Source organism: uncultured Pseudokineococcus sp. (genome assembly GCF_947499845.1).
Lineage (GTDB): Bacteria > Actinomycetota > Actinomycetes > Actinomycetales > Quadrisphaeraceae > Pseudokineococcus.
On the sequence record NZ_CANMPM010000006.1, the window covers coordinates 17,443 to 30,944 of the forward strand.

12 protein-coding genes and 1 other RNA gene are annotated in these 13,502 nt (G+C 78.7%); 5 read left to right on the forward strand and 8 right to left on the reverse strand.

Going from position 1 to position 13,502, the window contains the following annotated elements; translation table 11 throughout:
• Nucleotides 1-83 precede the first annotated feature (83 nt).
• The gene (locus Q0789_RS07580) at nt 84-929 is read left to right on the forward strand and encodes an MBL fold metallo-hydrolase (RefSeq protein WP_298803786.1); all 846 of its coding nucleotides are present in this window, start codon (nt 84-86) and stop codon (nt 927-929) included.
• A gap of 22 nt (nt 930-951) precedes the next feature.
• Here the strand turns inward: Q0789_RS07580 and Q0789_RS07585 are convergent, their stop codons facing one another.
• From Q0789_RS07585 to Q0789_RS07595, 3 genes are all read right to left on the reverse strand, one after another.
• Entirely contained in the window at nt 952-2,184 is a 1,233-nt protein-coding gene (locus Q0789_RS07585; RefSeq protein WP_298803788.1) for an NAD(P)/FAD-dependent oxidoreductase, read from the reverse strand.
• Between the two features lie 133 nt (nt 2,185-2,317).
• The gene (locus Q0789_RS07590; protein ID WP_298803790.1) at nt 2,318-2,482 is read right to left on the reverse strand and encodes a hypothetical protein; all 165 of its coding nucleotides are present in this window, start codon (nt 2,480-2,482) and stop codon (nt 2,318-2,320) included.
• A gap of 207 nt (nt 2,483-2,689) precedes the next feature.
• Nucleotides 2,690-3,472: a potassium channel family protein gene (locus Q0789_RS07595; protein WP_298803792.1), complete on the reverse strand. Its 783-nt coding sequence runs from the start codon at nt 3,470-3,472 to the stop codon at nt 2,690-2,692.
• Nucleotides 3,473-3,682: 210 nt separating this feature from the next.
• Here Q0789_RS07595 and Q0789_RS07600 point away from each other — a divergent pair, with 210 nt between their 5' ends.
• Together Q0789_RS07600 and Q0789_RS07605 are read left to right on the forward strand one after the other, a co-directional pair.
• Nucleotides 3,683-4,837, forward strand: a complete 1,155-nt coding sequence (locus Q0789_RS07600) for an FIST N-terminal domain-containing protein (protein WP_298803794.1) — start codon at nt 3,683-3,685, stop codon at nt 4,835-4,837.
• Between the two features lies 1 nt (nt 4,838).
• On the forward strand, nt 4,839-7,145 hold the full coding sequence (locus tag Q0789_RS07605) for an EAL domain-containing protein (RefSeq protein WP_298803796.1): 2,307 nt from the start codon (nt 4,839-4,841) through the stop codon (nt 7,143-7,145).
• A gap of 66 nt (nt 7,146-7,211) precedes the next feature.
• Here the strand turns inward: Q0789_RS07605 and rnpB are convergent.
• Nucleotides 7,212-7,603: RNase P RNA component class A (rnpB, locus tag Q0789_RS07610), an RNA gene on the reverse strand.
• Nucleotides 7,604-7,618: 15 nt separating this feature from the next.
• The gene (locus tag Q0789_RS07615; RefSeq protein ID WP_298803798.1) at nt 7,619-9,475 is read right to left on the reverse strand and encodes a bifunctional diguanylate cyclase/phosphodiesterase; all 1,857 of its coding nucleotides are present in this window, start codon (nt 9,473-9,475) and stop codon (nt 7,619-7,621) included.
• Nucleotides 9,476-9,551: 76 nt separating this feature from the next.
• Between Q0789_RS07615 and Q0789_RS07620 the strand changes: the two genes are divergently transcribed.
• Together Q0789_RS07620 and Q0789_RS07625 are read left to right on the forward strand one after the other, a co-directional pair.
• On the forward strand, nt 9,552-10,043 hold the full coding sequence (locus Q0789_RS07620) for a DUF3592 domain-containing protein (protein ID WP_298803800.1): 492 nt from the start codon (nt 9,552-9,554) through the stop codon (nt 10,041-10,043).
• A 128-nt stretch (nt 10,044-10,171) separates the two neighbouring features.
• The gene (locus tag Q0789_RS07625; protein WP_298803802.1) at nt 10,172-10,492 is read left to right on the forward strand and encodes a hypothetical protein; all 321 of its coding nucleotides are present in this window, start codon (nt 10,172-10,174) and stop codon (nt 10,490-10,492) included.
• Between the two features lie 25 nt (nt 10,493-10,517).
• On the opposite strand, the gene Q0789_RS07630 is transcribed toward Q0789_RS07625, so the two are convergent.
• The 3 genes from Q0789_RS07630 to Q0789_RS07640 all read right to left on the reverse strand — a co-directional run bounded on the left by Q0789_RS07630 (nt 10,518) and on the right by Q0789_RS07640 (nt 13,310).
• Nucleotides 10,518-11,939: a TonB-dependent receptor gene (locus tag Q0789_RS07630; protein ID WP_298803804.1), complete on the reverse strand. Its 1,422-nt coding sequence runs from the start codon at nt 11,937-11,939 to the stop codon at nt 10,518-10,520.
• Between the two features lie 67 nt (nt 11,940-12,006).
• Nucleotides 12,007-12,552 carry an MFS transporter gene (locus Q0789_RS07635; RefSeq protein ID WP_298803806.1) on the reverse strand — a complete coding sequence of 182 codons (546 nt, stop codon included), beginning with the start codon at nt 12,550-12,552 and terminating at the stop codon, nt 12,007-12,009.
• A complete protein-coding gene (locus Q0789_RS07640; protein ID WP_298803808.1) occupies nt 12,510-13,310 on the reverse strand; it encodes an MFS transporter in 801 nt (266 codons plus the stop codon). The genes Q0789_RS07635 and Q0789_RS07640 overlap by 43 nt, the downstream gene beginning before the upstream one ends.
• Nucleotides 13,311-13,502 lie beyond the last annotated feature (192 nt).

Consider the following 13,502-nt stretch of genomic DNA (forward strand, 5'->3'; position numbering starts at 1 on the left):
CGGCACGGCACCGCAGACGCCCGGCACGACGGAGGACGAGCCGGTGCCCCGGTCCCGGCGGGCCGCGACGGGGAGGTCCGACGGTGACGACCGAGCTGCTCGACCCGCGCGGGGCTGCGCCGGTCGCGACCGCCCACTTCGTCGGGACGGCGACGACCGTCCTGCGGCTCGGGCCGTTCACGGTGCTGACGGACCCCAACTTCCTCCACCGCGGCCAGCGCGCCTGGCTCGGGTACGGGCTCGTCAGCACGCGCCTGTCCGAGCCGGCGATGAGGGTGGACGAGCTGCCCGGACTCGACGGCGTCGTGCTCAGCCACCTGCACGGGGACCACTTCGACCGGGTCGCCCGGCGCGGTCTCGCGCGGGACCTGCCCGTCCTCACCACCGGGCAGGCCGCCGAGCGGCTGCAGCGCTGGGGCTTCTCGGCGGCGCGCGGGCTGGCGACGTGGGAGACGACGGTCTTGCGGCGCGACGGCTGGACGCTGCGCATCACCGCGACGCCGGGCACGCACGGGCCGGGGCCGGTGGCGCGGGTCCTGCCCGACGTCATGGGCACCGTCTACGAGCTCCTCCACGGCGAGGGCGCCGCGGAGCCGGCGCTCGTCCACCGCCTCTGGGTCAGCGGCGACACCCTCCGCCGCCCCTTCCTGCACGAGGTCGTCGAGCGCCACGGACCGCTCGACGCGGCCGTCCTCCACCTCGGCGGCACGCGCGTGCTCGGGCTGCTCGTGACGATGGACGCCCGGCAGGGCGCCGACGTCGTCCAGATGCTCGCGCCCCGCGTCACCGTCCCCGTGCACTACGACGACTACACGGTCTTCCGCTCGTCGCTCGGGCACTTCGTCGACGAGTGGCGGCGGCGCCGCCTGCCCGGCGAGCTGCGCCTCGTCCAGCGCGGGGAGACGGTCTCGCTGGTCCCCGCCGCCTGAGGCGCCGTCCGAGGGCGCGGCCTCACGCCGCCCGGTCGCCCGACGTCCGGTGGCCCGCCGTCCGCTCGCCCGTCGTCCGGTCGCTGGTCGCCCGCAGCCAGCCCCGCAGGAGGGCGGTGGCGGCGCGGTCGGGGACGGCGCGCAGGAGCGCCTCGGGCAGCACCCGGCCGGTGGGCTCCCGCCGCGACGCCTCGGAGACGAGCGCCGTGCGGGGGTGGCTCGCGCGCTCGTAGGCGCGCAGCGCCGCCGCCGGGTCGGCCGCCGCCGAGGGCCGGCGCAGCGCGCGGGCGAGGGCGGCAGCGTCCTCGAGGGCCTGGTTGGTGCCCTGCGCGAGGGCGGGCGGGACGGCGTGGGCTGCGTCCCCGAGGAGGGTGGCGCGCCCGCGGCCCCACGGCCGGTGGACCCGGTAGGTGCCGCGCTCGTAGGCGGTGAGCCGCGCCCGCGGGTCGTCCAGCAGGGCCAGGGCCGCCCGCGCCTCGGGCGCGCGCCAGCCGCCGAAGAGGCGGCGCAGCAGGTGCGCCGGCTCCTCGGGAGCGTCCAAGGGTCCGCCGCCCGCAGGCGCCTCGCCCGCGCCGGACGCCGGCTGTCGACGGACGTCCCACCACACCTGCACCAGGCCGTCGCCGCAGGGGTTGAGCCCGAGCATCCCGGCCCGCCCGACGAGCAGGAGGCACGTGTCCCCGTCGTCGACGGCGGTCCCGGTGGGCAGGGGCGGCAGCTGCCACGTCGTCGCCCCCGTGGGGCGCAGCGCGTCGCCGTGCAGCGCCGCGCGGACGGCGCTGCGGGCGCCGTCCGCGCCGACCACCACGTCCGCCTCCGCGCGCCCGCCCCCGTCGAGGAGCACCGCAGGGCGCCCCCCGCCGCCTCCGTCCTCGTCCTCGGCGCCCTCGCTGAGCCCCGCGCACCGGGTGCCGGTGCGGACGAGCGAGCGCGTCGCGCCCGCGGCGAGGGCGTCGACGAGGTGGCCGCGCGGGACGGTGACGACGGCCCCGCCGGCCGCCCGCAGGTCGAGGGACAGCAGCGGACGTCCGTCCGGCGAGCGGCGCTCCATGCGCGCGAGCCGCCGGCCCAGCCGCGCGGCGCCGACCTCGAGGTCGTCGAGGACGGCCGTCGCCCCCGGCCACAGCGTCACCGCGCCCCCGCTGGCGCGCAGGGCCGGCGCCTCCTCGAGCACGACCACGGCGTGGCCGTCACGGTGAAGGCCCCGCGCCGCGGCGAGCCCTCCGACGCCGGCGCCGACGACGACGACCTCCACCTGCCCACCGCCCTCCGCCGCCCCGGCGGCGGCCCCGGCCCATCGTGCGCGACGGCGCCCGCCGCGGCACGACCGGCCCGGCGCCGCCTCCCCGGTCAGCGGCCCGGGCACGGTCCCGGGGCGCGGTCAGCGGTCAGCGGCCGGGGCGCCGGCGCTCGTCGCGCCTCCTGCGGCCCTCGAGCCGCTGCAGCCGCACCGGGCACACCGGTGCGTGCACCAGGGCGAGCTCGCCCTCCGTCATCCCCGGGTAGCGCGCCGCGTACTCCCGCGCGCACCCGCATCCCCCCGTGTCCTCCATGCTTCAACCATCGGCCGCTCGTCCCGCTCCGACGAGCGCCCGGCGGCCCCGCGGGTGACGCCGCTCGGCCGGTCGGGTGCGCGACGGCGCGGCCGCCACCCGCCGGGTCCGCGGCCGCGAAGCCGCCTCCCGCGGGGCGCCGCACCTCCGACCGCGCTCCTGCCCGGGCCCCTGATAGCGCCCCCGACTGCGCCCCTCACGGGGCCCTCACCCGCGCTCCGGCCCCGGTGCGACCGGGCCCGCGCTCCCGGGCCCGCCCGACGCCCGGGCGGCGAGCTCCTCGCGCAGCGCGGCCACCTCCGCCCGGAGCGCGTGGACGTCGCCGCGGGTGGCGGCCTGCTGCTCCGCCTCGACGTCGCGGACGCGGTCGATGAGCCAGGAGGCGAGGGAGGCCGTCACGGTCCCGAGGAGCGCGACGCCGGCGACCATGAGGCCCACGGCGACGGCCCGCCCGCTGTCCGTCACGGGGTACAGGTCGCCGTAGCCGACGGTGGAGATCGTCGTGACCGCCCACCACACGGCGTCGGGGTAGGTCTCGATGAGCGCCCCCGGCGCGCCCCGCTCGGCGTCGAGGACGGCGAGGCCGGCCACGACGACGACGAGGACGGTGGCGCCGCCGACGTAGACCGCCACCCGCCCGCGGAGGCTGTCGGCGGCGTGGCGGTTGAGCACCTGCAGCAGGGTGATGAGGCGCAGCAGGCGCAGCGGCCGCAGCAGCGGCAGGACGACGACGGCGACGTCGAGGGGGTGTCCGCGGAGGAAGCCCCACCGGTCCTCGCTGAGCACGAGGCGCACGGCGAGGTCGACGGCGAAGACGGCCCACAGCAGCCACCCGGCGACGTGCGCCGTCGTGGCCCAGGCCGAGGCGAGGTCCGGCTCGAGGATCGGCACCGCGTAGGCGACGAGGTAGAGCAGCGCCGCCGCGGTGAGGGGCCACTCGGCCCGCCGCTCCCAGCGGCGGCGCCGCGCGTCGTCCTGCAGGCCTGCCATGGGGTGAGGCTAGGAGGTGCGCCCGACGCTGCCCGGTCGCGCTGCCCGGTCGCGCTGCCGGTCCCCGCTGCCCGGTCCGCCGGCGCGTCCGGCTGCCGGCGCCCGCCCGGCCGGGGCCTCGACGGCGCCGACGCGTCCGCGCGGATGATCTCCGGCGCCCCGGCGCCGGGTCTCCTCAAGCGGGGGAGGGACCCGGACGACGGACCACCCATGGGGGAGACCGGTGACCGGTGGATGGCGACGAGCCAGGCGAGCGCCGCCGCGGGCGCGCGGCGCGCCGGCGCCGAGGCGGCCGGCCGCGCGCTGGCGGGCCGTGCGCCGGCCCTCGTCGTCGTCCAGTCCGCCGGCCACCTCGACCACGTCGAGGTGCTCGCCGGCGTCCGCTCCGTGACGGGGGAGGCGCCCCTGCTCGGCGGCAGCGCGACGGACGCCTTCGGCGCGGAGGGGCCCGCCACGGACGTCGTCGTCACCGCCCTCGGAGGGTCGGGGCTGCGTGCGGCCACCGCCGCCAGCAGCGACCCCGACGTGCGCGCCCGGGGCGTCGAGGTCGCCCGGGCGCTCGAGCACGTCGCCGGGAGGCACCGCCTGCTCCTCCTGCTCCCCGACGGGCTGGACTACAGCCAGGACCAGCTGGTCCGCGGGGTCTACGACGTCGCCGGGCCCTCCGTGCCCGTCGTCGGCGGCGGCTCCTCGGCGGTCGTCGGGCGGGAGCGCACGGCGCTGCTGCACGGCGGCGAGGTGCGCCGCGGCGGCGTCGTGGCGGCTGTCCTCGCCTCCGACCGCCCCTTCGGCGTCGGCGCCCACCACGGCATGCGCCCCGTGGGCGACGCCCTCGTCGTCACGGGCTCGACGGGGCTGGAGGTGCAGACGCTGGACGGCGAGCCGGCGCTCGACGCCTACCTCGCCCGCCTGAGCGCGCCGTCGGCCGCCCACTACGACGCCAGCGCCTTCGCCGCCTTCGCGCAGCTGCACCCGCTGGGGCTGGCCCGCCGCCGCCGCGAGGAGGCGCGCGTCGTGGTGGGGGCGGACCTGCGGAACCGCACGCTCCAGTTCGTCACGCCCGTCCCGCAGGGCGGCCTCGTGCGGCTCATGGAGGGCGACACGGGCTCGGTGCTGGAGGCCGCCCGCACCGCGTGCGACGAGGCGGTCGGGGGCCTGGGCGACCACGCGCCGGCCGGGCTCCTCGTCTTCAGCTGCGTGGCGCGCCGGCAGCTGCTCGGCGAGGAGGGCGTCGCCGCGGAGGTCGCGTCCGTGCGGGAGGTCGGCGGCAGCGCGACGTCCGTGTCCCACAGCTTCGGGGAGATCGCCCGCACCAGCGGCTACGCGGGCTGCCACAACCAGACGCTCGTCGCGCTGGCGGTGTGACGTGCCCGCGTCCGCGACGTCCCAGGCGCAGCTCGTCGAGTTCGTCGCGGCGACGTCCTCGAGCCGCTCCGAGGCCGAGGTCGTCGGCGCGGCGGCCGAGCTGGCCGCCACCACCATCGACGCCGAGGTGGCGCTGCTGCTGGACGGCGAGGAGGTGCTCTCCTCGACGGGGTGGGCGCCGGGCGCGGACGTCGGTCCCCTGGTGCGGGCGCTGGGGACCTGCGGCTCGGCGACGGTCGACCTCCAGGACCTGGGCCCCGTCACGGCGCTCGCCATGCCCGTGCCCTCCCTCGGACCGGGCGGCCAGCTCGTGGTCGCCCGTCTCGACGACGGGTTCGAGCCGGCCGAGCGCGCGCTCGTCATGGGCATGGCGCGGCTGCTCGGCGTCTCGGTGGACGCCGCGCGCGCCCTCGAGGGCGAGCGCGACGCCCGCGCCGAGGTCGAGGCCACCGCGGGGGAGCGGCTCCGGCTGCTCGCCGCCCTGCGGGAGCGGGAGATGCTGCTGACGACCCTTCTCGAGGTCCAGCGGGCCATCTCCCACCGGCGGCCGCTGGAGGAGGTGCTCGACCTCGTCGCCCGCGGGACGAGCGCCTCGCTCGGCGACGTCCCGGTGGCGCTGGTGCTCCAGAGCGGCCCCGCCGGCGACCGGCTCGGCGTCGTCGCCTCCACGCACCCGGCCCTCACGGCCACCACCGGCGACGACCTCGTCGCGCTCGCCGCCAGGGCCGTCACCGCCCCCGGCACGAGCAGCGAGCGCGTCGGTGGCGAGGTGCGCCTCGCCGCCCCCGTCCACCTGCAGGGGCGGGCGCTGGGGGCGCTCCTGGCCCGTGTCGCGCCCGCGGACGTCGAGGCGGCCGAGGGGCTGCTCGCCGCCTTCGCCGCGCACGCGAGCATCGCCCTCGGTGACGCCGACACGGCGGCCATCACGCGGCAGGCCTTCTACGACCAGCTGACGCGCCTGCCGAACCGGGCGCTGCTGCTCGACCGGCTCGAGCGGGCGCTCGCCCGCCGGGACGCGACGGGGCGGAGCACGGCCCTGCTCTTCGTGGACCTCGACCGCTTCAAGCAGGTGAACGACCGGTACGGGCACGCCGTCGGCGACCGCGTGCTCGCGGAGTGCGCCGCCCGGGTCGAGGGCTGCCTGCGCGCGGACGACACGGCCGCCCGCCTCGGCGGTGACGAGTTCGCCGTCCTGCTCGAGGACGTGACGAGCGAGGGCCACGCCGTCGAGGTCGCCGAGCGCCTGGTGCACGCCGTCTCCGCGCCCCTGCGCTCGCTCGGCATCGAGCTCGGCGTCGGCGCGAGCGTGGGCGTGGCGCTGGCCGCGGACGGCGCGGGCGACGCCCACGCGCTGCTCGGAGAGGCCGACCTCGCCATGTACCGGGCGAAGGCCGAGGGGGGCGGGGCCGTCGTCGTCTTCCACCCGAGCATGCACGCCGAGCGCACCGACCGGCTGGCGCTCGAGGCCGACCTCGCCCGCGCCGTCGACCGCGAGGAGCTCGTGCTGCACTACCAGCCGGTCGTGGACCTGCGCGACGGGCGCGTCCTGGGCGCCGAGGCGCTCGTGCGCTGGCAGCACCCGGTGCGCGGCCTCCTCGGCCCGGACGTCTTCGTGCCGGTCGCCGAGGCGACCGGGGACATCGCGGCGGTGGGGCGGTGGGTGCTGCGCGAGGCCTGCCGGGCGGCGGTGCGCTGGCGGGTCACGGCGCCGTCGGCGACCGTCGCCGTCAACGTCTCGCCGCGCCAGGTCGCCGACCCGGGCTTCGTCGCCCTGGTGCGGGACGCCCTGCGCGACGCGCGGCTGCCGCCCGAGGCGCTGGTGCTCGAGATCACCGAGAGCATGCTCCTGCCGGGCGGGGCGCCCGTCCTCCAGCGGCTCGAGGAGCTGGCGCACGCCGACGTGTCCGTCGCCGTGGACGACTTCGGGACCGGCTACTCGTCGCTGTCGTCGCTGCGCCGGCTCCCGGTGGACGAGCTGAAGGTCGACCGCAGCTTCGTCCGCGACATGGGCGACCGCGAGGGCCTGGCCGTGGTGCGGGCCGTCCTCGACCTCGCCCGCGCCCTGGGGCTCCGCTGCGTGGCCGAGGGCGTCGAGCACGCCGAGGAGGCCGCTCTGCTGGCCAGGCTGGGGTGCGAGCGCGCGCAGGGGTACTACTTCTCGCGCCCCCTGCCCGAGGGCGCGCTGCTCGAGATGCTCGCCGAGCGCGCTGCCGCCCCGCGCCCCGCGCCGGTGCCCGTCCCGCGGCAGCCGCGCCGTCGTCCGGCCCGAGCGGAGCGGCGGGATCCCGCGGGCGCGCCCCGGGGCTGAGGGCGCTCCAGGAGCCGCGGGTCGCGCAGCGCCTGCGGCCCCGGCGCGTGGCCGGCGGCGTGGGTGCGGACGAGCCGGTCTCTACGCCGGGTTCTGTCCCCCACCGCCGTCGCCGGCGCTGGTGGGGTGGCGACCATCCATCTCCGACGTGCGTCGCCGCACGCCTCCAGCGACCTACCCGGCAGCTCGGGCGGGCCGCCCTCTGACGCTGCCTGTCTGGTCTTGCTCCGGGTGGGGTTTGCCGAGCCACCCCCGTCACCGGGGGTGCTGGTGGTCTCTTGCACCACCCTTTCACCCTTACCGGGGCCGTCCGTGGACGGTCCCGGCGGTCTCCTCTCTGTGGCACTGTCCCGCGGGTCACCCCGGGTGGGCGTTACCCACCACCCTGCCCTGCGGAGCCCGGACGTTCCTCGGCGCCGCCCCTCGCGGGGCGACGACGCGGCCGCCCGACCGACTCGTCCGCGAGCGGGAGGCTAGACCGCCGGGCGGGGCGCCCGCGAGCCCGGCGCCGCGTCGTCGGCGGTCGCCCGGCGCGGCCCCGGCACGTCGGCCAGCCCGCTGCCTGGGTGGGCGTCCCCGGCCGGTGCGGCGCTCGGGCGTCGCAGCCGGGCGGCGAGCGACGCCAGCGGCTCGGGCCGGCCGAGCGCGAAGCCCTGGAGCAGGTCGCAGCCCAGCCCGGCGAGCGCGCGGCCCTGCTCGGGCGTCTCGACGCCCTCGGCGACGACGTAGAGGCCCAGGGAGCGGCTCATCGCCGTCACCGCGCGGACCAGCCGGGCGCGCCCGGCGCAGGTGTGCGCCGTCGCGGTGAAGCCGGCGTCGAGCTCGAGGTAGGCCGCCGGCAGCCGGTCCAGGCGGCTCAGGGAGGAGTACCCGGTCCCGAAGTCGTCGACCGCCATCCGGACGCCGAGGACCCGGGCCGCCAGGTGGGTCGCGACGGCGCGCTCGTCGCCGCCCTCGACCACCGACTCCGTCACCTCGAGGACGAGCTGGGCGGCGGGCCAGCCCGTGCGGTCCAGGACGGCGGCCAGCCGCTCGACGTAGTCGTCGTCGACGAGCTCCAGCCCGGAGACGTTGACGGCCAGCACGAGGCCGCGCTCGCGCGCCTCCGGCAGGGACGCGAGGACGTGGCAGGCGCGCTCGAGGACGGCGGCGCCGAGCTCGCCGACGAAGCCGTGCGCCTCCGCGACGGCGACGAAGACGTCCGGGCTCACGGCGCCGCGCAGGGGGTGCGTCCACCGGGCCAGCGCCTCCACCCCCACGGGGGGTCCGCCGGGGGCGTCGGCGGCCACCAGCGGCTGGTAGACGGGACGGACGGCGCCGGCCGCGACCGCCGCGCGCAGGTCCGTCGCCAGGGCGACCGACGCCGTCTCCGGCCCGGCGACCTCGCACCGCGCCCGTCCGCCCCGCTTGGCGCGGTAGAGCGCGGCGTCGGCGCGGTGCAGCGCGGCCGCCGGCCCCTCGGGCGGCGCCCAGGCGGCCACGCCGGCCGACGCCGGGCGCCCGGGGTCGCGCACCAGCGGCGACAGGACGAGCGCGAGCTCGGCGGGCGGTGCCGCCAGGGCCACGGCGAACTCGTCGCCGCCCACGCGGGCGAGGAGGGCCGACCGCGGGAGCACGGCGCGCCACCGGGCCGCCGTCGCCCGCAGCAGCTCGTCGCCGGCGTCGTGCCCCGAGGCGTCGTTGACCGCCTTGAAGCCGTCGAGGTCGACGAGCGCCACGGACAGCGGCCCGCCGGAGCGGCCCGCGGCCAGCGCCAGCCGCTCGAGGGCGTCGTCGAGGCCCCGCCGGTTCGGCAGCCCGGTGAGGCCGTCGACGCTCGCGCTGGAGGCGCGGCGCGCGAGGACCCCGACGACCAGCGCGACGGCCACGAGGACGAGGTCGAGGGCCAGGGCGCTGAGCAGGCCGACGCCGCCGCGCACGAGCAGGGTCGCCGTCGTGGTGGCCAGGCACGCGGAGAGGTGGACCAGGGCGTGCAGCCGGGCGAAGAAGACGCCCGTGTCGACGGTGACGAAGACGGACACCGCGGCGACGAGGACGGCGCTGCGCGGGTCGGGGGTCACGAGGACCGCCGCGCCGATGAGACCGGTGGCCAGCGCGGCGAGCGGGTGCGTGGCGAGGCGCGGCAGGTGCGCGCGGCGTGCGGCCACGACCGCGCCGACGAGGAGCGCCGACGCGCCCAGGGCCGTCAGCACCGGGCGCCCGGGCGCCCCGGCGGAGTCGGACGCCGCCACGAGCAGCGCCACGAGGCCGCCGGCGACGTAGAAGACGCCGAAGGCGGCGCCCACCGCGCGCGGCGTCGCCACCTCCGGCTCCCGCCGCCACTCCTCCACGTCACCTTCTTCGGCCGGGGAGGGCGCGGGGCGCTGGGGGGCGTCACCCGGACGCCGGGCGTGCCAGGGTGGCGCCGTGGACGCCACCTCGGCCGCGGGCGGCGGCGGGCTCGCCGTCGCGGTCTCCGTCGTCTTCCTCCTGTTGGGGGTCGCGCTCGTCGTCACCGGCGTCCTGGGCGTCCGGCGGGCCGCGGCCGCCCGCCGTCGCGTCGCGGCCCTGCGCGAGCGGGGGGTGCGGGCGCGCGGCACGGTCGTCGACCTCCAGATCAGTACCCGCGGGCGGGGCCCGGAGGCGCGGACCACCTACCGCCCGGTCGTCACCTTCACGACGGCCGACGGCGCGGAGGTCACCACCGTGGCCGGCCCGGACGCGACGGCCGCCTGGGTCGAGCGCACCCCCGTCGTCGTCCGGCACGACCCGGCCGACCCCGAGCACGCCGAGGTGCTCGAGCCGGTCCCCGGCGCGGCGCTCGGCACCTCGACGACGGGGCCCCTGGCCGTCGGCCTCCTGCTCGCCGTCGTCGGGCTCGTCATCGGGGCGACGGCATTGGCCGGCCTCGTCACCTGAGCCCTCGCGCGGCTGCGCCGGACGGGTGAGCCGCGGCTGCGCCGGACGGGTGAGCCGCGGCTGCGCCGGACGGGTGAGCCGCGGCCGTCAGTGCGGCGGCGCGTCCCGTCGTCGGGCCACGCTGGGGCGTGCCGCCCGTCAGCCCGCTCGCCCTGCGCGCCCCGGTCGCCGCCCTGCTGGCGTCGCGGGCGCCCGCCGGGACGCCGCCCGAGGCCGTGGCCGCGCTGGTGCTGGCGCTCGCGGTGCCCGTCGTCGGTCCGGTCCTCGGCGTCGTCCTCGGCCGCTCCGCGCGGCGCCGGTGCGACGCCGAGCACCTGCCCGGCCGCGAGGTGGCCCTGGCCGCCGAGATCGTGGGGTGGTCGCTGCTCGGCGTCCTCGCCCTCGGGGTCCTCGTCGTCGCGATGCTCGTCGTCGTGCCGCTCGTCTGGCTGGCGGGCGCGGGCGGCTGAGCCCTCGACCGGGAGGGCCCCGGGCTCAGACGCTCTCGCGGGCGTGGCCGAAGAACCCGCGCGAGCGGATCATCTCGGCCACCTCCGGCGGCACCATCGGCTCCCAGGAGCCGTCGCCGGCGGCGATCCGCCGCAGCACGTCGCGGCTGAGGATGGGCAGGTAGTCCTCGCGGGCGTTGTCGAGCTCGACGAAGCTGCCGCGCCCGGCGAGGTAGTCGAAGAGCGGCTGCAGCTCCTCGTCCACGCGCAGGCCGCCGACGCGCCGCACCTCGCCGGTCGCCAGGTCGACCATCGGGTACACGAAGAGCTTGAGGTCGTTCTTCAGCAGCCGCCCGAAGCTCTCGAGGATCCCGCCGGGCAGGTGGGCGTGGTTGGCCTCGTCGAAGAGGTCCACGAGCGTGGGGACGCCCATGACGAAGCCGATGCGCCCGCGCGTGCGCTCCGCGAGGTAGGCCGCCAGCCGGTGGTGGTCGACGAAGGCCGAGATGAGCGTCGTCGCCCCGCAGGCGCCGAGGAGGTCGGCGCGGGCGAGGAAGTCGCGCCGGTCGACGTCCGCCCCGCCGGCGAGCAGGTTGCTCATCGTCAGCTCGGTGAGCCGCAGCACCTGGTCGCCGTCGACGTCCGGCTCGTCGGCGAACTTCTCGTGCGCGCACCGCAGCATGTCCATGTTGACGACCGTGGGCGGGCGGAAGCTGCCGCGCTCGACGAGCACCGGGCGCTTGCGCAGCACCTCGCTCGGCTGGAGGACGTCGCCGTCGGGGCCGAACACCGCGACGCCGGACAGGCCCAGCTGCACGAGCCGCAGCGCCATCAGCCGGTTGTCGACGTGGCGGAACTCGATGCCGCGGAAGGAGATGACGTCGATCTCGATGCGGCCGGTGGAGAGCCGGTCCAGCAGGCTCTCGACGAGGCGGTCGGGCTCGTACCGCTCGAAGAAGGCGGCGTGCAGGAGGTTGACGCCGACGATGCCCAGCGCCTCCTGCTGCAGGGACGCCTCGTCGTCGAGCATCCGCACGTGCAGCACGATCTCGCTCGGCTCGTCGTGGGGCTGGGCCTGGAAGCGCACGCCCATCCAGCCGTGGCACTCGTTGCCGCCCCGGTAGCTGCGGGCGACGACGGTGTCGGCGAAGGCGAAGAAGCACGTGTCGTCCCCGCGCGTGGGGCCGAGCCGCTCGACGTTGAGCTCGAGCTCGTGGTCGAGCATCGCCTCGAGCCGCCGGCGGGAGACGTAGCGGTCGGAGCGCCCGTAGACGGCGTCGCTGACGGCCATGTCGTAGGCCGACATCGACTTCGCGACGGTGCCCGCGGCGCCGCCGGCGCGGAAGAACCAGCGCGCCACCTCCTGGCCGGCGCCGATCTCGGCGATGGTGCCGTACCAGCGCGGCTCGAGGTTGATGCGCAGCGCCTTCTGCAGGGTGTCCGCCGCGCTGTCCACGGTCGTGCTCACGTCGTCCGCCTCCTCGCGTCCCCGGTCGCGTCCGGCGGCGCAGGAGGGCGGCCGCCGCTGGTCGCGATCATGTCGGGCCTCGGAAGCCCTGGCGAGCCCCGGTGGGCCGGTCGGGGGCCCGGTCGGGGGTGGAGCCGCGCTGTGCGGCCCGCTCGTCGCGCAGGAGCGCGAGGACGGCGGCGCCGCCCGCCAGCGACCCGGCGGCGAGCACCGCGAGCGCCGCGGACCACGACGCCCGCGCGGCCATGACCGGGACGAGCCAGACGGTGACCGCCGTCGTGAGGTAGCCCGCGGCCATCTGCACGGCGACCGCCCCGCCCACGAGGTCGGGGTCCGCGTGGCGGGTGACGAGCGCGGACAGCTGGGCCGAGTCGGCGACGACCCAGAAGCCCCAGACCGCGACGAGCGCTACCACGACGCCGAGCGGTGCGCCGCGCAGGACGGCGAGGGCCAGGGCGGCCGAGCTCGAGCCCGCGACGCACACGAGGACGACCACGGGCTGCCCCACCCGGTCGGCGAGCAGGCCGGCGGCCACGCAGCCGAGCGCCCCGGCGGCCACGCACGCCGCCGTCAGCGCGGGGACCGCCGTCGAGGGGTCCGGCAGCGCGGCCACGGCGGCGGTCCCGGCGAGCAGGGCCCCGTCCAGGCCCACATCGCGTACAGCTCCCACATGTGGCCGACGTACCCCAGGACCGCGAGCACGACGGGGCGGCGGCGCAGCGCGTCGAGCGCGGCCCGGCGGTCGAAGGCCGCCGGGGAGCGGCCGTGCGGGCCGGAGCGCCGCAGGAGCAGGGCCAGCCCGGCGCCGAGGAGGGCGCCCGCGCTCGTCACCACGACGACGAGCCGCCAGGGCGGGCCGCTCGCCCCGGTGCTCGCCCCGGCCGCGGCGACGGCGTGCGGCAGCGCGGTGCCCAGGGTCAGCGCCGCCACCATGGCACCGAGGGCCACGCCGCGGCTGCGGCGGGACCACGTCGTCGTCTCCTTCAGCGCCGAGGGGTAGACGAGCGCCAGCGCCGCACCCGTGAGCAGCCGCGAGGCGACGGCCGCCGCCGGGCCCGCGGCGAGCAGCAGCCCCGCGTTGGCGAGGGCGGCCGCGGCGGCGCCGACGGCCAGGAGGCGCCGGGCGGGGACGGCGTCGGCGAGCCCCGTGCCGGCCGAGACGAGCGCGCCGACGACGAAGCCCAGCTGCACGCCCACCGTCAGGAGCGCGGACGCGGTGGGGGAGAGGTCCCAGGCGGCGGCCAGCTGGGGCACGACCGCGGCGGCGGAGAACCACGTCCCCATCGCCAGGGCCGTGGCCGCGGCGAGGACGGCCAGCGCCGTCGCGGGGTAGCGGGGGAAGGCTGCCCGAGCCGCGCCGTCCGCCGTCACGACCCCTCCTCCCGCGCCGCCGGACCGGGTGCCGGGGCCCGTGCGGCGGACAGGCTCGCACGCGGAGCGCGCGCCCGCGGGGCCTCGGCGGAGGAGGGGGGCCCGGGAGGTGGTTCGAGAGGGGCTCCGACGAGGGGATCGGAGAGGCAGGTCACGCCCAGGTCTCGCGGGAGGGGCCTCCCGTACGGTGGA